General features: G+C 31.6%; 11 protein-coding genes. All 11 read right to left on the bottom strand.

Going from position 1 to position 24,791, the window contains the following annotated elements; translation table 11 throughout:
• Positions 1-287: 287 nt before the first annotated feature.
• The gene (locus H0I27_RS01295) at positions 288-1,898 is read right to left on the bottom strand and encodes a T9SS type A sorting domain-containing protein (RefSeq protein ID WP_218732144.1); all 1,611 of its coding nucleotides are present in this window, start codon (positions 1,896-1,898) and stop codon (positions 288-290) included.
• A 223-nt stretch (positions 1,899-2,121) separates the two neighbouring features.
• Entirely contained in the window at positions 2,122-3,750 is a 1,629-nt protein-coding gene (locus H0I27_RS01290; RefSeq protein ID WP_218732143.1) for a T9SS type A sorting domain-containing protein, read from the bottom strand.
• A gap of 17 nt (positions 3,751-3,767) precedes the next feature.
• Positions 3,768-5,903 (bottom strand): glycosyl hydrolase, encoded by a 2,136-nt coding sequence (locus tag H0I27_RS01285; RefSeq protein WP_218732142.1) that lies wholly within the window; start codon positions 5,901-5,903, stop codon positions 3,768-3,770.
• Between the two features lie 51 nt (positions 5,904-5,954).
• The gene (locus H0I27_RS01280) at positions 5,955-8,126 is read right to left on the bottom strand and encodes a glycosyl hydrolase (RefSeq protein WP_218732141.1); all 2,172 of its coding nucleotides are present in this window, start codon (positions 8,124-8,126) and stop codon (positions 5,955-5,957) included.
• Between the two features lie 20 nt (positions 8,127-8,146).
• The gene (locus tag H0I27_RS01275) at positions 8,147-10,303 is read right to left on the bottom strand and encodes an alpha/beta hydrolase fold domain-containing protein (RefSeq protein WP_218732140.1); all 2,157 of its coding nucleotides are present in this window, start codon (positions 10,301-10,303) and stop codon (positions 8,147-8,149) included.
• A 29-nt stretch (positions 10,304-10,332) separates the two neighbouring features.
• Entirely contained in the window at positions 10,333-12,504 is a 2,172-nt protein-coding gene (locus H0I27_RS01270; RefSeq protein WP_218732139.1) for an alpha/beta hydrolase fold domain-containing protein, read from the bottom strand.
• A 749-nt stretch (positions 12,505-13,253) separates the two neighbouring features.
• Positions 13,254-14,177, bottom strand: a complete 924-nt coding sequence (locus tag H0I27_RS01265) for a DUF1735 domain-containing protein (protein ID WP_218732138.1) — start codon at positions 14,175-14,177, stop codon at positions 13,254-13,256.
• A gap of 19 nt (positions 14,178-14,196) precedes the next feature.
• The gene (locus H0I27_RS01260; RefSeq protein WP_218732137.1) at positions 14,197-15,933 is read right to left on the bottom strand and encodes a RagB/SusD family nutrient uptake outer membrane protein; all 1,737 of its coding nucleotides are present in this window, start codon (positions 15,931-15,933) and stop codon (positions 14,197-14,199) included.
• A 25-nt stretch (positions 15,934-15,958) separates the two neighbouring features.
• Positions 15,959-18,754 (bottom strand): SusC/RagA family TonB-linked outer membrane protein, encoded by a 2,796-nt coding sequence (locus H0I27_RS01255; protein ID WP_218732136.1) that lies wholly within the window; start codon positions 18,752-18,754, stop codon positions 15,959-15,961.
• Between the two features lie 56 nt (positions 18,755-18,810).
• Complete coding sequence (locus H0I27_RS01250; RefSeq protein ID WP_218732135.1) at positions 18,811-20,721, bottom strand: RagB/SusD family nutrient uptake outer membrane protein; 1,911 nt, start codon at positions 20,719-20,721, stop codon at positions 18,811-18,813.
• Positions 20,722-20,733: 12 nt separating this feature from the next.
• Positions 20,734-23,811 (bottom strand): TonB-dependent receptor, encoded by a 3,078-nt coding sequence (locus H0I27_RS01245; protein WP_218732134.1) that lies wholly within the window; start codon positions 23,809-23,811, stop codon positions 20,734-20,736.
• Positions 23,812-24,791 lie beyond the last annotated feature (980 nt).

The raw sequence follows: 24,791 nt of genomic DNA, 5'->3' as shown, positions 1-24,791 counted from the left end.
CCAGAAAACAACACTAAAGCAAAACTAATTACTTTATAAATAACATGCTTCTCATTTGAGGTATATAAATGTTGCATGCCACTCAAAACATCGTTAATTTAATAAAACCTAAGCCCCACTATTTTAGAGGATAACAATTTAAAGGTCTTTTTATAAGTTAAAGAATTACTGTAGTAGAAAAAAAATACCATTAAAATCTAATATTATCTTTTTACATCTACTTCTTACACATAAAAAAACAGCACCTTTAAAAGATGCTGTTTTACTAATATAAATATATGTTTTAATTACTCTTTAACGATCTTATATGTTTTAGAAAATTGAACACCGTTTAATTTTATCATATAAATACCTCTTGAAAAATTGGTTAAATTAACTTCAACTTCTCCTGTATTATTAGAGATGCTATCACTTAAAATTCGCTGTCCGTTTATATTATAAACTTCATATTGATTGAATGTTGAAATAGGTGCAGATATGGTAAAAACATCAGCAACCGGGTTTGGATAAATTTTAACATTAATATTATCAAATATTTCTGTAGATAAACTTTCATCTGGAGCAAAAACTTGTACTTCTGCTAAAGTTAATGTACCTGTATCATTTTTTTGTACTTTAACAACACCACCACTTATGGTACCCGTTTCAATTATTAAACGTGGATCTGGATAATCTGCATATGTTTTAGTAAATACCTTACTACCAATAGTATTTGTAACTGTTACAGTAAAATTAGATAGATTTTGTGGATTGGCATCTGTCCTATTATGTATAATAATTTCTCCTATTTTTTTATCAGAACCAAGGTCAACCTGCCACCAAGGATTTTCACCGGATGTATGAGTAACAGACCCATTACCACCAGACCAATGGCCGTTGGTGTTACCATCAATTGCAACTAAGGCTTCTACGTACCATTGAGGAGTTGTAGTTTCTGATTGTGTAGCAACACCATCTACAGCAATACCAACAGGAATAGTGTAATCTTTTAAATATAAAATCATCATATCTTGTCCACCACTATTGATATATCCATCAGTTAAGCTAATATTTTTCCATATATCATACAACACCAATCCATCTACTTTATTTTCTATAGCTTTTTCTAAACGAGTTCCTGTTCCATATTTATCACTATGATTCACTTCAGAATCCCAAACAGGTAAATCATCTGCTTTCGCTAAATTTATAAAAGTAGGCCATTTCCCATGCTCAAATCCTAAATTATGAGACGTTGCTACTGTAATGTAGTCAGATATATTTGTGTTTTGAAGCATGTCGATTCCTGCACCTAACCCCCAAGTACAGGGTCCCACCAATTCTGCTCCGTTTACATTGTTGTATAGTGCAGCATAGATAGTATGATATTGATCTACACTCCAAGTACTACTAGTGGCTCTACCATCTTCATTAAAAGGATTAAGCCATTTACAGTTTGGGTATTCTGCGGAAAACTCTAACATTCTAGCAATTAATTCATCTGTTGCAGCTTGAACACCATTTACCCCTCCTTCTTCGGAAAGATCATTGTTTGCTATTCGTGCCCCTCCACCACCTTGCGCTGGGTTCGCAAAAATAAGAAACCCTTGTGCTAATGCTTGTTCATAAAAATATTTCATCATCTCAGGCTCAGGATTAAGACTCACCCCTGTATCCTCATCCCTTGGGAAAATAGGAATACGTATACCATTTACTTTTAAATTTTTAAATCCTTTAAGTAGATTGTCTGCTTGTGTTTCTGTAGTAATTGCACCTGTTATAAAAGCCTGTTTTGTGTCACCTATTACATAATCCATATCATTGGTATAAATAGTTGTTTGACTATACACACTTGTGTTGATACAATAAATAATTAAAGTTAAAAATAGTGTCTTTAGAAAGTAGTTTTTTGTATTCATTTGTTATTATTTATAATCGTGTGAGCCACAAAAATATATTTTTTTTACGCTTTTAAATTCTCAGTTAAGGAGTGATTATGTTGCAGTTTATTAACTGTAAGAGAAAAAAGATGTATTGTTATAAATATAAGAGTGAGTGTTCCTGATTATGTTTAGTTTTAAATAAAAAACAGCATCTAAAGTAAATCTAGATGCTGTTATATTTAAAGAAATATAAAACGGTTTATTTTTTTATTATCTTATGTATTCCATAAAACTTATCACCTTCCATTTTTAGGAAATATATACCCATTGGTAGTTTACTTACATTTATTTCAACCTCTTTTGTATTTGTGTTATTTGTAGAAATCATTTGTCCACTTAGGTTATATAAAGTATATCTTTTTAAGACGTTATTAGGTATAGATATTATTAATTTGTCTGTAGTTGGATTTGGAAAAACACTAACTTTAATTTCATCGTAAATATTAATAGACAAAGGTTGACTTGTTGCAAAAATGAGCACCTCTGCTAAAGTTAATGTGCCTATATCATTTTTTTGTACTTTAACAATACGACCACTTATATCTCCTGTTTCAATTACTAAAAAGGGGTTTGGATAATCTGCATATGTTTTAGAAAATACTGTTCTACCACTAGTATTTGTAACTGTTACTGTGAAATTAGATAGGTTTTGTGGATTGGCATCTGTTCTATTGTATATCTTAATTTCTTCTATATTTTTATTTGAACCAAGATCAACTTGCCACCAAGGATTAACACCAGCTGTATGAGTAACGGACCCATTACCACCTGACCAATGACCATTCACGTTGCCATCAATTGCACGAGAAGCTTCTACAGACCATTGAGGAGCTGTAGTTTCTGACTGTGTAGCAGTACCATTTACAGCAATACTCTCTCTTTGTTTTAGATACACAGACATATAATAAACATTGGTACCGTTTATAGCACCTGTGTTTAGATCTATATTGTTTCCGGAGTTGTATACCACTAAGCCATCTACCTTATTTTCTAGAGCAGCCTCTACTTTGTTTGTATCTGTATTACCAGGATCATTATTGGCTTCTGAATCCCAAACTGGCAAGTTCTTTGCTTCAGCTAAAGCTTTAAAAGTTGACCACTGTCCATCGTTATGTCCTAAATTATGAGAAGATGCAACCGTAATATACTTTGTAATATCCGTGTTTTTTAACATATCAATTCCTGCAGGAAGTCCCCAGGTACATGGGCCAATTAATTCTGCTCCATTAACACCATGATCATATAAACGTTTATAGATTTCATTAATTTGACTTATGCTCCAAACTGTATTTGTTCTTCCATCTTCATTAAAAGGGTTTAACCATTTAAGGCCTGGATATTCATTTGAGAACTCTATAATTCTATTCACCAATTCATCTGTTGCTGCTTGTATACCTTTTACAGAACTTGTGTTAGAAAGCGAATGATTTGCTATTCTAATACCTCCACCACCTTGAGCAGGATTCGCAAAAACATGAAATCCAGCAACTAAAGCCTGTTCGTAAAAATACTTCATGATGGTTGGATGAGGATTAAGGCTCACTCCAGTATTTGCATCTCTCGGAAAAACAGGAATACGAATTCCATTAACTTTCATAGCCTTAAAACCTTTTAGCAAATTATCTGCTTGTTCTTGTGTTGCAACTGCTCCCGTAATAAAACGTTGCTTGCAATCACCTAGAACATAATCCATATCATTGGTATAAATGGATTGACCAAAGGTGCTAAGATTTACTGCTAATATGAATAAAAGAACCACTGTTTTCACATTAAAGTTGTGGTTTCTTCTGAATATGCTGTCTAGTTTCACTCTATTAATAATAATCAAGATATTTGTTTTTTTAATTAATTCTTAATAATTTTCTTGATAACACTCCCTAAATCAGAATTGATTTTCACAAAATACAAACCACTAGAAAGCTTACTCACATTTACTTCAGAATTTGGACCCTGAACTTCTTTAACTAATTGTCCTGCTATATTGTAAATAGTTAAATTGATATTACTTTTATCAACCTCTTCTGAAACTGACCAGTTAAAAATACCACTGGTTATTACCGTTGGAAATACTGAAAATTTAAATAAAGCCGAATTATCATCCACAGATAATGGTACACCTTGCTCATACTCTTCTTGTGTATATGCAATAGGTGATTGATGATCACGATACATAATTCCAGAACTACTTAAAGTTACAGGGTTACGAACAGTCATTAATGAATAAATAGGTTTGTCTGGTTGCCAAGTAAACACAGCATAACGCTCTATAAAATCAGTATCATCTAACATATTTATATAAGATTCTAATCCATCACCTGCTGCTTCATTCGAGGCAGGTTGACCAGTCCAAGTAGCACCATAATTAAATTCTTTTATCCAGATAGGTCGTTGCCATTTATCATGAATCGCTTTTAACCAATTATAAAAATTTGTTGGTGTCGTTTTTTTGTAATAATGCACAACAATATAATCTACACGATATCCTTTTTCTTCCGCCTTTGTCATAAATTCATCACGCCAAACACCACCATTTGCATTGTCTTTGTTCGCCGGTGAACCTAAACGCAAACCAGAAGCCAACATTGCTTCATATTTTTCAATAGCCGTATCAACAGTCATATTAGCTTGACTAGCTCCATCAGGTTCGTTGAACGCCATATAATGTGCGATATCCATTCTATTACCTAAACTTATTGCATTTGCAACAGAACCTCCACTCCATTGATTAGGAACAAATTTGGCATCACCCACATCTTCACCTGAGGTACCCCAGTTATAATGCCATGAATTATTAAACTCTACTATAACATCTGTACCTTTACCAGCCATTCCTTTCTTATGAACATCAAACCAAGGGGAAACACGGATAAATGAAGCTTTCTTTTGTAAATCTACGGGTAGAATAATTGCTAAATCATTATCAGCAGCTACATATACTTTACTTGCACCCGTACCATTTATGTTCTCTGCAAAAGTTACCATATATCCTTTTTCTAAAGTAAAAGAAACAGCCCAATTATCATAATCTCCTAAAGTACCGTTGTAATAACCAACATACATTTCATGTTCTTCGCCTGTAGAATTATAAGAACTATAAATTTTTAGAATAGGATCATTCACCAATGATACAGAAAAAACATCTTGTGCATTTTTAAGCTCTAATATTGCATCATCAATTATATTAGCAGCCGAATTACAATCAGCAAGTATTGTATTTACATTATCTATTACCAACTGAAAAACATCAACTGAAGATTGCGGATATTGATTATAACTATCTCCTATAATAGCAGCAGAAAGTAAACTTTCTGCTGTTTTAACATTACTTGTTAACAATAAACGATTTTCTTCGCCACTTAATAAAGAAATATTATCAAAATAGAATTGACCATTATTAGCATACATATAAAGTAACTGAATATCAATTTTAGCAATATCTTCAGCATCTTCTAAAAAAGGAACATCCGCTATCATTAGTTCTCCATTAACATAAATATCAACTTTCTCTAAAGTAAAATCAATTTGAGTAGAAATTGTAAAGTTTGTATTTGCAGGAAATCTCGTTGCAGGTTCTCCAGCAACAAAACCACCAGGAACTCCATTCTCCATTGAAGTTGCATATTCAATGTTAGCATTTCCATTACCTAAAATAATAGTAGATAAATACTTACCTGTAGATGAAATTAAATGCACCCTACAATCCACTGAGGAACGTGTAGCAGAAACATCAAAAGAAAAAGAAGAATTGTCAGAAGTAGGATTAAAAGTATGATACACCGAAGGCATATCTATATTATGATCAAACTTTAATTTTCCATCAGTAACGGTAACTCTCCCAGAAGTATTGTATTCTGTCCAACCAATAGACTGAGCAGTGCCGCCTTCAAAAGTTTCATCAACCACACTTCCACAAGAACTTGTTTGCGCATAATTATTTGTAGCAAAAAGAAAAGCAATTATATATAAAAATTTTAGTTTCATTTCTTTTGAGTTTAAAAGTTTAGTAATCTTTTTTCGATAGAAAAAGAGCATTTATTGTATAATAATTTTTTTAGTAAAGTTTCCTAAATGAGATTCTATTTTAACAATATAAACACCGCTTGAGAGTGCTCTAACATCAATTTCTGTTTTTAATCCCGAAACCTTTTTTACTAACTGACCAACAGTTGAATAAATAGTTAATTCTACATTACTGTTCTTAAGCTCTTGTGTATATCTTAAATTAAAAACACCATCGGTTATTACATTTGGATACAATAAAACTTTAGATAAAGTTGAATTGTTATTTACTAATAATGGAGTTCCTTGTTCATATATTTCTTGAATGTAAGAAGGATTTTGTGATTCAAGATCTCTATAAAATTGACCTGTGATATTCAGTTCGCCATCTGTCATACCACCAATACCTGTATTTTGTCCAAAGAAATAATACCAATTGTAACGCTCTATAAAATCTGCTTCTTCAAGGGCTTCTGTTAAACCTTTTATATTAGAATAGCCTTGTTCTAATGTAAGATTTGCAGATCCCATATTTGGGTTTCCGTAGTTATATTCTGTCACCCATACTGGCAGGTTATAGCGATCATGTAAGGCTTTGAAACGCTCTATAAAAGTAGACTTTGAACGACGTACATAATCATGAGCTGGAATAAAATCAACACGGTAACCAAGTTCTACACAGCCGTCCATAAATTCTTGAATCCAAGCACCATCATTAAAAGAATCACTTGTTGCACTATATTGCACGTTCTCTACTCCAGGTGCACCCAATCTAAGGCCTGAAGCTAACAGTTTTGGATAAGCTTCTAGAGCTTCTGCTACTGTCATATTAGATTGACCTTCGTTATCAGGTTCATTAAAGGCTAGTAGATGATTGAAAGACATATTTTGTCCAGCTTCTTCCATTACTTCGAGTGATGTTCTAGAATCACCTCCACTCCAAGACATTGGAACAAATTCGATTTCTTCTGAATGTGGAGCCGTTAAACTCCAGTTATAATACCACGAAGAATTATAAGTATCAGCAGTTGTCCATTTTACATTTCCTAAACTTCCTTTTTTACCTAAAGAAAACCAAGGGCTCACTCGTATGAATGAAATCGTATTTTGTAAATCAGCAGGCAAATTGATTTCTATTGCATTATCTTGAGCAATATATATTTTACTAAAACCTAAGCCATTCACATCTTGTGCAAAAGTAGCCATGTATCCTTTTTCTAAGGTAAAGGATACTCCCCAATCTTCGTAAGCACCTAAACCTCCATTGTAATAACCACAATAAACTTCGTTTACATCACCTGTAAAATCATACTCGCTGTACATTTTAAGAACAGGATCATTTACTTTTGCATTCACAAAAACCTCTTCTGCCGTTTGAATAGCTAAAAGTGAATTGTTAATATCATTCGAAGTAGCTTCACAATTAGAAATGATTGCATTAGCATCATCAATTGCTTGTTGAAATGCATCAACAGCAGATTGTGGGTACTGATTATAAATTGTACCTATAGGTGCAGATGCCAATAAATCCTCTGCAGCATTTACATTACTTGTTAATAAAATACGATTTTCATCTCCTCCTAATAAAGAAATATTATCAAAATAAAATTGCCCATTATTAGCATACATAAAAAGTAATTGAATGTCTATCTTAGCAATATCTTCCGCATCTTCTAAAAAAGGGATTTCTGCTGTCATCAATTCTCCATTAACATAAATATCAATTTCTTTTGAGGTAAAGTCAATTTTAGAGGATATTATAAAATTCTTATTAGACGGAAAACCTATAGCAGGGTCTCCAGCTACAAAACCACTAGGAACTCCATTTTCTATTGATGTTGCATATTTAATATTAGCGACTCCAATACCTAAAGCAATACTTGATAAATGTTTTCCTGTAGAAGAGATTAAATGCACTTGACAATTTACAGACGAACGTGTAGCTGACACATCAAAAGAGAAAGTTGAATTTTCAGATGTTGGAGTAAAAGTGTGATAAGCCGAAGGCATATCTATATTATGATTAAATTTTAATTTACCCGACTCCACTGTAACTCGTCCCGAGGTATTGTATTCTGTCCAGCCATTAGATAAGGTTGTCCCACCATCAAACGTATTGTCTACAGTTATCCCACAAGTATTGGTTTGTGCAAAGCTGTTAATAGTAAAAAATATTACCATTAAATAAAATAATTTTATTTTCATAAGTTTTGATTTAAGATAGATTAATTAATAATTATTTTGTGTATTTGAAAAATACTATTACTTAGCAACTTTAAAATATAATTACCTTCTGATAGCATTATTGGGTCTAAAATAATTGTATTTGAATTCGTATATAAATGGGTGTTTAAGACTGTTTGACCTAAATAATTTACAATTTGTACGTTTATTTTTTGGTGGTCAAAAAGATTAGATTGGATAGTGATGTTTTTTCCTTGTTTAACAGGATTAGGGTAAACTGTCACTTGATTTTTTACGGTGTTAATATTATTAGTACTTAATTGGTTTACCTCTTCAAGTTGTGCGTTTATAAAACCAACCATTTCTATTAAAACATCTTCAAAAGCTGGTTTTCCAGGGTTAAAAAAAGCATGAACTTCTCCTGGGTAAACAACAGTCTCTCCATTTCCTCCTTTAGCGTTTATAGCATCTGTAAACAGAGTGCTTTGGCGAATATCTATAGTTGTATCAGCATCTCCATGCATTAAAATTGTAGGAGTTGGCGTGTTAGTCAATAGATTGATAGGTGAATTTAACGCTTCACTTGGAATGTTTTGTTTGTAATTGTTATTTGTTCCAAAATCTCCTGCATCATTTACAAAATCATAGATTCCGTTAAAACCAATAAATCCAAGTGCATTATTTTCTTCTGCTGCTATTGCTGCTAATGGAGCACCGGCAGATCCACCACTAAAAAAAACTTTTGTCATATCAAAATTGTACGTATCGGCATTTGCTAAAGCCCAATCATAGGCCGTTTGTACATCCTCTCTGGCTAAAGAAAAAGTACCACTAGAACCAGAACATCTATAAGAAATAGACAATGTTGCAATCCCTAAATTTTCTGCCAAATAATCTTTATGAGGAGAGTTAGCAGCCAAAGAAGTTTCTGGTGTACCACCAGACCAACCACCTCCATGTACCCATATATGTACAGGGAATTTTTCAGTTGTATTTTCGTCAATTATAGGTGTTGTTAACTTTAATGGTAGTTTATGACCAACTATAGGAAAGTCTACTGTAGCTATTGCTTCCAGTTCTATCGTATTATCAAATTCAAAAACTTGATCAGCTTCCACAATAAAACTAAATGAATCTCCTTGTTCTAAACCAATTGCTACATCATCTACAGATTTAAGAGTTTCTTGTATTTGAACAGATACAAATCCACCAGCTGGCCAATTTACATCTGGTAAAAAAGTAAGAATATTAGACGGAGATAATGTCCAAGTACCGCTAGTTTCAATAGTACTTTTGTTTACATAAACTTTAGGATAATTTGAAGTTATTACTTCTACATCTTGACTAAACGATATTTGTATAGCTCCATTTTGGGGCAAATTGGTACGATTCTCAGGTAAAACCTCAGTTATTGAGAATTCTGCTGTCACAAGCTCTGCATATTCTGTAGCTAGTCTATTGTATTCATCCTGAAACTCTGTTGAACTAAGACCTTCATTATACATTGTTAATTCTACGACTTCTGTATGGTTATAGGTTTGAGTACCTGCAACTTCTTCAAAAATATTAAATTTAAGATCTTCATTAGCATTGGTACGCATCGTGTTAGTAATAGTACCTGAAGTTACGATAGGAGAAGTGCTATCGAAATACTGATAATTTCCTGAAGTATCTATTGAAAATCCAAAAAAGAAATAAGCATCTGCAGGTATTTCATTAGCTCCAATATTTACACGAGTATAATTTGGTCTTGCATAATCAAACCCAATCTTACCATCTTGTAATCTTACAAATCTAATTCCGTAACAATTAGAAAATCCTCCACTCATATCATAGTTTCCTAATAAAGATGCTGGTTTTCCTGTGTTTGTGTTTTCAGCTTTACCAACATAAAAAACACTATAACTATTGTCTGAAACATAAGTGCTAGACCCTTCTAACTCTAGAAAAGAACCGTCTTTACTAAAAAGAACCGTGGTTTTCCCTGGATACGTTTCTTGTGATTCTTCTGCACCAAGATTTGTATCACTTTGCATCGCATTACCATATCCTTCAATTTGATTTTCCCAAAGGGTTACAGATCCTAAATTGTCTGCTACAATTCCTTTAGCATTCTCTAAAGACAATACTTTTGTTTGACTAAACAAACTCGATGTTGAAAGAATGAATATAAGGATGAAATGTAAAATATTTTTCATCGTTTTTATTTAATTATTTTAAACTTAAATTACTGAATTACGAATTTTAAAGTTTTTAAGTTTTGATTATCAATTGTATTCAAAAAATAAATCCCTTGTTTTAAATTACTAGTATCTATGCTAAATATCTTTGTCCCATTTATTGGGTACAACGACGTCTCCAATACAGTTTGACCTAAATAATTTATAATTTTAGCTGTAATTATTTCAGAATTAAAACCTGCTTTTAATTGAAGATTATCTCCTTTTTTAACAGGATTAGGATATATTATTCCATTACCCTCTTTCTTTATAGTACCAACACTTAAAGATCCTGCTTTTTCAAGTTGTTCTGTCATAAAATTAACCATCTCATAAAAACACTCTTCATGGTATTTTTTATCTCTACTAAAAAATGCATGAACTTCTCCTGGATATATGATGGCTTTCGCATTACCTCCTTTGGCATTTATAGCATCAGCAAAATTTATACTTTGATTATGTGAGATCGTATTATCTGCATCACCGTGCATCAATATCGTTGGAGGAGGGTTGTCACTTAAATTAAAAATAGCAGAATTTTCTGTTTCACTAGGTACATCTTGCTTGTACCAATTTCCTGCACCAAAATCTCCTGCATCATTCACAAAATCATAAATTCCATTAAATCCAATATACCCTAGAATGTTAGGTAATGTCTGAGAGGCTAATGCTGCTAAAGGAGTACCTGCAGAACCTCCACTAAAAAACACCTTCGTCATATCTAAATTATAAGTTTCTGCATTGTCTATAGCCCATTGGTAAGCGGTATATACATCTTCTAAACCATAAGAAAAAGTACCTCCAGCACCTACGGTTCTGTATGATATAGATAGAGTTACAAACCCTAAGCTTTTTGCTAAATAATCTTTATGTAAAGAATAATCAGCACCAGAACTTTCTGCTGTTCCTCCAGCCCAACCACCACCGTGCACAAAAATATGAACAGGGAATTTTTCAGTTGTATTTTCAGTTATAGTAGGAGTCGTTATTTTCATTGTTAATTTATGACCCACTATAGATTCTCCTGTTCTAGCTATATAATCTATGATAGCTATTGGTTCTCCTAACTCATAACTTTCAATAGGAAAAGTTTCCTCTGCATCTACTATAAAACCATAGGAATCTCGTTTTGCTAAACCAATAATAGCATTATCTGTAGATCTAAGCCCTTCTTGTATTTTTAGGGTAACTAATGATCTAGCTGGCCATCTTTCGGTAGGTGTAAACGTAAGAACATTAGAAGGTGATAAAACCCAATTACCAGTCGTTTCAGTTTCACTTTTGTTTATATAAATTTTTGGATATTCTGAAGTTTCATCAATAGCTTGATCAAACGTTACTACAATTGGAGCATCTCTTGAAATACCTTCTCGAAAACTTTCATCATTAGGCAATACATTGGTAACTTCAAATTCAGTAATCACAAGTTCGGCATATTCAGTAGCCAATCTATCGTATTCATTTTGAAAATCCGTAGTACTAAGCACATCATCATACATGGATACTTCTACAACCTCTGTGTGATTATAAGTATGTCCTCCATCTCTTTCTTCAAAAAGATTCAATTTAAGGTCTTCGTCTTGACTCGGAACCATTGTATCGTTAATCTTTCCTGTTTTTATTGATGGATCGCTACTATCAAAATATTTATAATTTCCAGAAGCATCCATGGTAAATCCAAAAAAGAAATAATCATCACCGGGTATATTGTTTAAAACGACACGAACATAATTTGGTTTTGCATAATCAAAAACAATACTACCATCGGCTAATCTTAAAAACCGAATTCCAGAGCAACTGTTAAAATTTCCAGGAACATCATAATTCCCTATTAAGGATGCTGGCTTCCCTTCTGGATTAGCTTTACCTGCATAAAAAACACTATATGTATTGTCTGAAATTGACGTATTTGAACCTTCTAATTCAAGAAAAGAACCATCTTTGCTAAAACCTACATTTACTTTTCCTGGATAAGTTTCGAATAATTTGTCACCACCTAAAGCTGTATTACTTTGTGTAGCATCTCCGTATCCTTCAATTTGATTCTCCCAAAGGGTTACAGATCCTAAGTCATCTGCTATAATTCCAGTATTGTTTTCTAATGATACTACTTTGGTTTGACCTAACAAACTAGCACTTGAAATAATAAATATAAAGATAAATTGTAATGTTTGTTTCATGATTTTTTGTTTTGATAAATTATTGAACAGCAAATTTTAGCCTTTTTAAACTTTTATGATCACGTATTTTTAGCAAATAAATCCCTGTTTATAAATTTTGAGTTTCTATAGAAACTATGTTAGAATCTCTATTTGGATAAAATGTATTCTTTACAACTACTTGCCCTAAATAGTTTATTATTTGGGGTTCAATTTTTTCTGAATTAAAATTTGAATCTAATTGAAATATTATGAGTATTTCCTTTTTTACAGGGTTTGGATACGTCTTTATTTTACCTTCAATTTTGATGTCTACAACACTTAAAATTGCTACTTTTTAGAATTGCTCTGTCATAAAATTAACCCTTTCGCAAAAGGCACCTTCATGTGAAGGTTTGTCTCTACTAAAAAATGAAATTTTCATAATTAGTTGAAAAATTATAGTAATATTATTTATAAACTAAAAAATGTAAATAAAATAATGTTACTTTTTTAACAAACATAATTATTCTTTAAGCATTAATTTTCTAACATTATGGGTAAAAATGTTACAATTAAGGGCTTTTTAACAATAAGTTACCTATATCAAGTTATTTAGACGAGTGTCTAAAACTTTATAATAAGATTATGACCATGCATAAAATTCAATCAAATATTTAGCAGTACACAACACTTTTACCTTAAGTAAATCTCAAATTTATTGTACAAAAAAAGACCAATATAGATATTGGTCTTTTTTTAAGTTTATTAATGATTTTTTAGATAGAAAACTATATACCTATTTGATTTACACCATCAACTTCTCTATTTCTGAACTCTAAAACATCATTTGCTACATAAGTAGCTCCGTTAGATTCAAAAGAATAATTAAGTGTTATTGTGCGTGTAGCAGGATCATAAAAAGAACCATCATTATCTGTTACAACAACTGCTCCAGCAATACTCTCGATTGTAATTGAGTTATCATCTGCAATTACAAGATTCATTTTTTTATCAGACTCTCTTAAAAGAGCAAGACCATTACATTGTACAGTATTAGGAGATACCATAGTTAACTCTACATTTTCATTATTATTAATGTCACCAACGTAAGTAATTGTCTCTTCTGAGGCACCTTCCGTTTTCACAACTTGACCTTTTTGAAAATAATGACCATATAATTGGTTGATATAAGTAAATGTAATTAATGATGACTTATATTTAGTTGACTCTGTATCAACTAAAATAGAATCTGCATTTACAACATTCTCTAACGTAAATCCTAAAGCATAATTATTTCCTAATGATAATGCATCTCCTAAGAAATTAATAGAATCTGCTTTTACATACACAAAACCTTGAACTTCTCCAGCAGGAATAATAATTTTATTATTTGATGGATTTCCTTCACTATCAACCAATTCATAATAGTTGCTAGGTAATACAGATTTACCTGCATTTGTTACTAAATCATCATCTAATGAAAAAGTTATTTCTACATCTTCTGTATTATCTAATCTTCCTCCTAATACAGCACCTACACCTATTCTCATTCCTTCTCCCATAATAAAACTACGGTCAATTTGTTCGTGTGGTAAATAAACTGAAGTGAAATCAAATTCGTTTTCAACAAAATCATCATAACATGACGTGATACTTAATCCTACAATAAGCACTAATAGTTTAGCTATAGATTTTAATATATTTTTCTTCATAATCTTTGTTTTTAATTTATTACCAACCTTGGTTTTGTTTCAAATTAGTATTTATCAATAATTCACTGTATGGTAATGGAAGATAATAATTTTTAGCTTCATAATTTCTTCTTTCCACATCGATGTTTTCGAATGAAAAAGTATCATCAGAATTTTTACTAATCTTAACTCCTTTAATGTCTTCTATGTTGTCAATATCTTTCCACCTTCTTAAATCGTGAAACCTTTCACCTGCAAAACACAATTCTATACGTCTCTCATTTTTTAATAAATTTCTAAAATCTGACTGATTTGCAGCCGAAATATCTAAATATGGATCTGTAGATAACCCTGCTCTTTGTCTTATTTTAGCTAAAACTTCTTTTGCTGTAAAGTTAAACCCAGCAGGCAATATACTTGGTTCTCCAAAAGCTTCATTCAATGCTTCAGCATATCCTAAATAGATGTCATTTAGTTCTAACTGAACATATACTTTAGGTAAAGTTGTTGTAACAGCAGTAGTTACTGATGGATCAAAGTTTAAATTATTTAAATATTTTTTTAAATAATATCCTGTTCTTGTTCCTAAAGAATTATTAAACCCTCCATAATAATCCATACCACCTTCATAAATTTCTAGTGCATTAAAATCTGAACAATCAGCAGATTCAAAACATTGATCATCATTATAGAATACAAACTTATAAAATCTTTCGTCTCTTGAAACATAAGGAACTGTATTGTTATACGTACTTAAACCGTTATCAATAGGATATCCATTAGCATCTGGAAAAGCATCAATTAAGTTTTGAGATGGATTTACCGAACCTGATCCAAATAAAGACGGTGGATATAAACTTTTTTCTAATGCGTTATTATTTCTATCATTACGCATTCTCCAAATATGATCTGAATTAGTTTCATTATCAAAATCGAAAGACTGTAAGCTTCTTAAACCTCCATTTTGAACGATTAACTCCTGCGCATAACTTGCAGCTAGCTCCCACTTAGAAAGGTCGTTAGATGGATTAAAAGCTGGACTTGCAGCATATAATGCTACTTTTGCTTTTAATGCATATGCCGCTAGACCACTTGCTCTACCCGTTTCTGTTGCACTAAAAGCAGGGTTCGCATTTTCATCTCCTTCATATACAAGAGGCAACTTTGCAATGGCAATATCTAAATCTTCCATAATCTGAGTTACACATTCATCATAAGTATTTCTACTCAAACTTGCATATTCTTCATTTTCTAATATCCCATTTACAATAGGAAATCCTAACATTTCTCCGCTTTCAGAAGGACCACCAAATACTTTAAGTAACTCCCATTCTGCCCATGCTTTTAAAAAAAGTGCCTCACCATAATATCTATCTATTAATCTTTCATTTAATATTTGATTTCCTTCAGATAGATAAACTTGTAAATCTTGATTATGAACAAGATCTATGTATTGATATATTTGTCTAATATTATCGTAAGACTGTTGCCAAACATAATTATATGGATTATTAGTTGGGCCCCAATAGCCAGTTGCCAATATTGTTTCCGTATCGTTTGCAACACCATTATCTGTTAAATATTCATTTGAAAAATCTGTAGTATATCGGAATGAATAATCTGTATAAATATCGTCTATGATACCTCTTGATTTCAAGCCTGAAGTTGTAACTACTTCCTCTCTAGTATATTGAATTTCATCTTCTAAAAATTCACTACAGCTTGTAATACCTATTGTCAAGGTAATAATTGTTAAAATCTTATTTGTTAATTTCATTTTTCTGTTTTTTAACATTTATTTATTAAAAATTTACCGTAGCTCCAAAAACAAATGTTCTCATCATTGGATATTCAAAAAATCCTGATCTAGTATCTTCTGGATCTAAATCTTTCATTTTACTAAACAATGCTAAATTACTTCCTCTTAAAAATAATTTTACACTTGTAATTGCTGTTTTTGACATCAATGATTCTGGTAGCGTAAATCCTAACTCAGCATTAGAAATTCTAAAATAACTTCCATCTACTAGCCAATAATCTGAATTTTGTTGATTATTGTCACTTTGTATAGTACTTAATCTAGGGAATACATTTCCATTAGGAAGATCGTTTTTAGAGCTACCGTAATAGTTTCTTAAACCATAATGTTGATAGTAAGATATTGAGTTAAGATTTATATCATAACCTCCAACACCCATTCCTACAATATCTAAGTTGATTCCTTTATATTCAACTCCTACATTAACACCGTAATTAAATCTTGGTGTAGTATTTCCTACGGTTGTTTGATCTCTAGAATCAATAACATTATCACCATTTTGATCTACATATTTAATATCACCAATTTGTACATCTCCGAACTGAGGTAAAGCATCATCAATATTTTCTGCAGTAAAAAGGCCATCACTTACATAAGCATTAAAATTATCTATTGATTCACCTTGTTGTAATCTATACTGATCTGGATAAGGTACTTCAGCAATTTTTTCTCCTGTAATTTTATTATAACCAGCATTAACACTTAGGTGGTATCTAAAATCTCCACGAGTATCGTTAAATGTAACATTAGTATTGAAACCTTTATTTCTTCTTTCAGAAAAATTTAATTGTGGTAAATAAATGTTATCACCTAATGCAGTTGCAAAAAGAGCACTTGCATTAGTTATTAAATTTTTATTATCAATGTTAAAATAATTAAAATCAAGTCTCAATTTCTTAAACAAACTCATTTCTACACCAAGAAACATTTGGTTGTACACTATCCAATCTATTTCTTCATTAGCTGTACTACTTTGTCTATATCCATATTGATTTTGAGTTTGAGTTGCTATACCTGTATACATTGTACTGTTTGTTTTACCTCCACCCCATGTGCTTAAATAAAATAGTGAAGTAGATGTATATTCTGTACCTACTTGCCCATAAGAAGCTCTAAATTTAAGATAATCAATATTTTTATTGTCCTTTAAGAATTTTTCATTGGATGCTACCCAAGCGATTCCAGCTGTTGGATAGTATTTAGTTCTATTATCTCCTATAAATTTAGAACTACTACTTGAATTTAAGTTTGCAAATGCAATATATTTATTTTTTAATGCATACGAACCGTTTAAGTTAACCGTTAAATTACGTCTATCTGGGTTTCCTGAATTTGTGCTAGGCTCATAATATAAAAGATGATTTAAGTTTAAATTCAAAACACTTTCCTTCATTTCCTTTATATAACTAAGATTACCATTATAAGCAAAATTTCTTTGTATTGCAGTGTTTGACCTTGCAATACCTGTGTTTTGATAATCTTGTCTATACAAAATTAGATTAGTAATATCTTCTCCAGTAACATCGTCTTGTGTTGTTTCTAAAGTGTATAAACCAGGGTTGTTATTTGTTGATAAAGTATGGGCATTGTACGTTCTCATCATTAGATAAGTATCATACTTTAAACCAGGAATATAATCTTCAAAATCAAAATCTAATCCTATATCAAAAATCATATTGGCTGTATAATCTGTTCTTAAACCTCCATTTTCTAACTCTGAAAGTAAATTGGTCTGAAATTCGTTACTTACCACATATGCAGAATCTGCTACTTTTAAAGGAAATGAATTTGCAGGTGTAGCAGAAATCCATAAAAACATAGCATCTGCATCAAGAATAGGTCTATTGTTCTTTCCAAATTTTCCATAAACACTAGCATGTGTTCTAAGTAAATTGTTAATACGTGTATCTATTTTAGTCCTAAAGGTAATATTTCTACCGTTTATTGGATTTCCTACTTTTTCTAAACCTTCCCAATCTGAATACCCTAAAAAGGCACTGTATTTTAAATCTTCTTTTCCACCATATACATTTAACGAAGCAAAGTTAGAAGGTGAACTTGACTTTAAGAACTCTTCTCTAGAATTTACATTTGGAAAGTTTATAGGGTCAGATCCATCTTTATATTTTGCGATATCTTCAGCACTATAAATATCTCCCAAACCATCATTATTAGATGCTTGATTTATTATCTCTGCATATTCTGGAGCTGATAATAATTCTGGTAAACGAGTTGCCATATTAAAACCACTTTGATAATTAACTTCTACTGTAGGTTTACTTACTTTTCCTCCTTTTGTAACTACGTATATAAGTCCATTATCTCCTAAATTTCCTAGTAAAGAGTTAAAAGTACCATCACTAAGTACTATAACTTCATCTACTTCTCTTAAATCTGTTTGAAGCCCTCTTGGTTGACCATCTATTAGTACATATGGAGTTCCTCCGTTTAATACGTAAGAATAACTTCCATTTGTACCAGGTGTATTTGTTCCTCTAATAATTCTTAGCCCAGGAACTCTACCTCTTAATGCCTCAGAAAGATTATCTCCTGCGGTTTGACGAAGTTCATCACCTGAAATTCTAAAAACGGCTCCTGTTGTTTGACTTAAATTAAAAACCCCAAAAGGTGTTTTTAAAAATTCATTTTTATTTGCTGGAATTGAGTCTTGAATTGCTAAATTATCTATTGGTGTATTCTGAGCAATACCAATATTGATAGTTAGAGCATTAAGTAAGCAGAAAGCAAAAAATTTCAATTCTGTTATATTTAATTTCATTTGTTAATTTTTATAATTTTAAGTTCATGATACCTTATTTAGTGTTTTAACACTAATTACCATCCTTCCGTTTGTTCAAAAGAAGGCACTGCTTCAATTTCTGAAGGTGGAATTGGCCACCAATAGTTGTTATCATTAAACGTTTTCCTTAATTGAGTCTGTTCTTCATTTTCATAACTAAAACCAGAAGGATATGTTGCAGACTTACCACCTTGCCAACGCATCTTTAAAAACTCCACTTTTTTATTTTCTTCTAAATGTGCAGTTTTCCATCTTCTTAAATCATCATATCTAAAACCTTCAAAACACAACTCAATAGCACGCTCATTTCTAATTCTTTCTCTAAAACCTTCTTTAGAACCTGTATATTTTGCAGCTACATTTGGCATACCAACTCTATTTCTAAGAAGGTTAATTGCACCTACAGCTGTTAATGTTCCTCCAGGAGCAACTCCATTTGGCCCATATACTTCGTTAACTGCCTCTGCATAGTTTAAATACACTTCTGGCATTCTGTATATAATGTTATTAACATGATAACTGAAATTTCCTGCATTACCTGTTCTCCAATACGCTCCATTAGGTATCCATTTTCTAATACGCAATCCTGTTAAATTGTAAACAATTAGTGGAGAAGTCGTTCTAGAAGGATCGTCTAAATCTTTACCATAATTTCCCTCTTCATTTATTACTGCTAAATCTACAAAAGGTGTATCATTTTTAGGACCTGCAGTTGTTGTTGTCCATGGTACACCATCAAACAATATATTATTATAAAACCTTGGATCTCTATTAATAAATGGGTCTTGTGAATTATAAGATGGATCATCTTCAATTGCCAAACCATTTTTAGTTTCAAATTTCTCAATAAAATTAGCAAGTGCTCCAATATTCATTGGGTTATTGTTGAATTTTATAATATCAAAACCTACAGTTAAACTAAGTCTTGGTGTAGGATTAAGAATACCTCCAAAAGTAAAGAATTTTTGATTTGCTTCCATAAATATTACTTCGCTAGGAATTGTTTTTTGTATACCAGATCCTACAAAAATATTTCTATAAGGTTGCAAAGCAGTTGGTTCTGCAACTAAAAGGTCTGCTCCATCTCTATCAACATCTAAGGTACTTGCTGCACTTGCATTTGCAAGTGTATATAAACCATTTGCATTTGCAAAGTTAATTAAATCTGAAGCTGCTGTTGCAGCGTCTATCCATTTTTGATCATCGTTAGTTTCATTTGCTAATGGACTCGCGGCAAATAATGTAAGTCTAGATTTTAAAGCCATAGCAACACCTCTTGTTGGTCTACCTACACTCTCTGTTGACCACGAAACAGGTAATAATTCTATAGCTAATTCTATATCATCTAACATATCTGACAAGTTACTCTCATAACTTTCTCTTTTAGACGTTAAGGGTTGACTTACACTTAAGGTTTCTTTTAAATAAATAAGTCCTCCATGACGCTTCGTTAACAAGTGATAAAAAGAAGCTCTTAAAAAATACGCTTGTCCTTTTAAATAATTAATTTCCTCTTCAGTAGAATTAGGAATGTTATCTGCGTTCTCAAGAAAAGTATTCACAATTCTAATTCCTTTAAAACAAAAAAAGTATCTAGAAACAAAGTTTGGGGTAGTATCTGATCCACTAGTTCTATTCATCAAGCTTAAATAATCTCCTTGAGCATAAAATTGATATGTTTCAGGTACAGGTGATGCTGTTCTACCTGGGTATCCTTCTCCAGACATTGTCATACCAGGAAGAATATCTGGACTTTGATTTACGACACTTACTTCTGAAAGGTAATACGTAAAAGCACCATCAAAAAAGTCTCTTGTTAAAACAATATCATTAAAAATGGCATTTTCGGTCAATCCTTCAGCTTCCTCTGATTGATCTAAATAATCTTCACAGCTAATAATAAAAACTGTCATGATTAAAGCGAATGTATATTTTATTTTTCTCATAATTTTTATTTTTTAAAAATTTAAGTTTAGCCCTAGAGTAAATCTTCTTAATATTGGATAAGCACCAGGATCATTTCCTTCTGGATCTCCATAATCAATGTCAGAAATGGTAAAAAGATTATTTCCGTTGATATATATCTTTAAATCACTTATTCTTTTACTATTACTCATGTCAAAATTATACCCAATATTCATACTTCTCAATTTAATATAATCTAAAGATATAATTCTTGCTGTACTATTTGCTGTATTAGGGTCTGTTTCTGAATGTAGCGCAGGATACTGAGCATTGGTATTAGTAGGTGTCCAATAATCTAATTGTTCAACACGTCCTGAAGCAGCCCCCTCTGGTAAAGCGTAGGCAATATCAGAGTCAATAATACCTAGATGCCCTGAAACTCCGTTAATCATAGCATTCGCAGACCATTTTTTATACGAAGCTGCTAATTTAAAACTATAACTATGTTTAGCTGATTTAGGTATATCAAATCTTATTTGATCTCCTATATCTGTTGCCACTATAGATCCGTCTGCATTGTAATCTATATATCTATAATCTCCTAACGCGGGGTCACCTGCAGAGCTTGGGTAATTGACTACTTCATCAATATTTTGGAAATACCCATCTGCTTGTAATAATCCAGTTGTTCCACTTGGTTTACCTGCTACAGTTGCGTATTCTGGGGTTCCACTACCATCCGCTGGACTTGATAAAACACGATTTTCATTAAATCCGTAAAAACCAGTTAAAGAGTAGTTTAGTCCGCTTTCGGTTTTGTTTTTATAAGTTAAAGACACTTCATATCCATGGCTTTCAGAAGCTCCTACATTTGCATAAGGTTTACTTGTATCAAGACCATGCAATGCAGAAATATCTTTATCAAGTCTTTGGATTAATCCATCTCTATTTTGTTTAAAAAACTCAATAAATCCTGATATTTTGTTATTAAAAAGACCAAAGTCTACCCCAATATTTTGTTTGGTATCAGTAGCCCAAGTTAATTCAGGGCTACCTAATTGAGTGATTTTAAGTACTGAAAGTGAGTTATCTACCAATTCCCCAAAGAAATACCTAGAACCTGGTCTTTTTTCTGCAGTTGAAGATGCATAATCATAAAAAGTATCATATACCCATCTATTATTACCTAAACCTGCTTTAGAACCTGTTTGTCCATATGAATATCTTATCTTAAAGTTGTTTAGAGTTGGAAAAGTATTCATAACAAATTTTTCTTTTGCCAAATTTATACCACCAGCAAAAGATGGAAAAAACTTAAACCTATATCCCCTTGCAAATGTTTCATCTCCATTATATGAACCACTTGCTTCTATAAAATAACGTGTGTCATAATTATAGGTAAAACGCCCTACATAATCTTCATTAAAAAAAGGAAAATCTACATTAGTTGTTTTTTCATTTCTACTAAAAAGTGCTAAACCTGTTACATTATGTTTCCCAAATGAACGATCATAGCTTAAATGAGTTTTTATATAACTAATTTCTTGATTTCCATTAACACTTTCACTCCCTTGTATATAATATAACGGACGTTCATAATCTATACCTTCTTGTGATGACCAAGTTCCATCACGGAGTAATGTATAAGCCTCTTGTTGAGAAGAAATAGACCCATCATAAGTGATCTGGCTTTTACTACCGTAGCTGCTTATAAAATTATACTTCGCGTTAAAAGCTAGTCCTTTTGTGATGAAATCTAATTTTTGCTGTAATTCAAGATCTACTGAAAAAACAGTTTTTATAGTGTTTGCACTACCACTTCTATTAAGAGAACCATAAGCATTAGGTCCTTCCCCAATTCTTACTTCTGCAAGTCCAGGATATAAAGGATCCGGATATTGTTCCATAACAGATGCCGGATAATAAGGTATAACACTTCCAGGAGCTAATGTGTATAAAGCTAAAAAAGCATCAGATAAATTACTTCCATTTCCAGGTTCATTAGTATCTTCTAAACGACTACTAATACTTGTTTTTAGTGTTGTTGTTTTAGTTAAAGAAAAATCTAAATTCCCTCTAAATGAATACCTGCTAAACTTATATTCAGGATCATAATTAAAAAGTTGGTCGGTCTTTGTAATATCTCCTTCTTGTAAATAACCTGCAGAAGCATAGTATTTTACAAATTCTGTTCCACCACGTATAGAAATCGTTTGATTAAAACTTGTTGCATGACTTTTGATAAGTGTATCATCCCAATTTACATCTGGATACATGTATGGGAAATCACCTTGTTTCCAATGTGCTAAATCCGCTTCTGTACTATAACCACTCGCATATGCTTGATCATTTAGAATTCCTGTATTTAATGCACTTTGAGCTGTAAAAGCATCTAATACATCTGGTCCTTCTGGCACTAATTTTAGAGTAAACTCACTGGTAACACTAATTTTAGGTCTTCCTATTTTACCACGTTTAGTTGTAATTATGATAACTCCATTTGAACCTCTAATTCCATAAACGGCAGTTGCAGAACCATCCTTTAATACACTAATACTTTCTACATCTCTTGTGTCAATGTTTGAGAACCCTCCAACAACTTCTACACCATCTACAAGTATTAATGGGTCTGCATTACCACGAATATAAATTTCACCATCTTCTTTTCCTGGTTGCCCTGAACTTTGAACAATGTTAAGACCTGGTGAAATACCATTTAAAGCATTTACCATATTTGGAGAACCAGACTCTACTATATCTTCTCCTTTTATTTGACTTATAGCTCCAAGGACACTTTCTTTTTTTTGCTGTCCGTAACCTATAATTACAATTTCAGCAAGACTTTCTGTGTCTTCTATCATTGTAATGTTTAAACTAGATTTTCCAGTTACCTTTATTTCTTGCTCTTTAAAACCAATGTAAGAAAAAACTAAAGTAGCATTTGGAGAAACCTTAACTTGATATACTCCATCAAAATCTGTACTTGTTCCGTTTTGTGTTCCTTTTTCGACCACACTAACTCCTGGTAAAGGAATTCCTCCTGAATCCTTTACAATTCCTTTAATTATATCTTGAGAAAACGAACCCCAAGAAATGGATATTAATAATAATAATAAGTTGAGTTTTTTCATAAATTTAAATTTTCTGAATTAGTAGAATATTGAAATTTCACAATCATAATACTTTAATGAGTTAATTAATTGTTTTTGATTATTTTTTGTTTGATAATTCTCCTATTTTTTTTATTCTAGGGAGTTATGTTATCAATCAATTATGTAATCCCATACAAAATTAACATATTATTAAGATTGAAATTTCTCATATAGGGATTCAAAATGTTGCTATTTGATGATATTTTAGTTGTAAATAGGGGTTTTTAAGAGTTTTGTTTTCTTTTGTTGCAAAACTCTAAGATATAATATAAATAACTTTTGAGTTAATTTAACATATAAAAAAGGTTATGCTTTTAAAAGATTATTCAACCTTTATTTTTAATCTATTTACCTACTTCTTTTAAAATTTCAGGTCTTATTAATGAGTTTTCCATGAAGGTAAAGCCCCCTGTATTCAATAATAAATTTGCAGGATAACTAGCTGCTTTTTTTAAGCATATTAATTATTCCTTGTTAGTGTGTATGTTTACCTATTAAAAAACTTAAAACCCCAACCTTCAAACGTTTACCTATACCACAAGAACATTTAAAAGATTTTATAATCTATTCTCTTTGATACCAAAACATACCTTGTAAATCATTATGGAGAAATAAGATGTAACAGGCCATTATAAATAATATTTGGCTGAATACTTACATACTATAAGCCATCTTAAAAACTTGCTTCATAGCACTAAAAAAGAGCTACATAACTAAATACAAGCACATTAATTAAATGCACCCTTTTAAATGCCATCAACAGCTATTAGAAGATAACAAATGTTGCACTCATAAAATACGCATCCTTTTTATTTTTTTTAAAAAAAACACCTCTATAAATACCATTTGAAATAAAAAATCGTCTAAAACAAGATTGTTTTAAACGATTTTTACACTTATTAATTTTTATAGAATGACTATAAAACAAGAATTTAAGATTCTTAATAAAACATCTTCGT

The organism is Polaribacter sp. HaHaR_3_91, from assembly GCF_019278525.1.
In the GTDB taxonomy this organism is placed as follows: Bacteria; Bacteroidota; Bacteroidia; order Flavobacteriales; family Flavobacteriaceae; genus Polaribacter.
The sequence above is the reverse complement of the archived record's forward strand: the minus strand, read 5'-3'. Positions and strand labels throughout refer to the sequence as shown.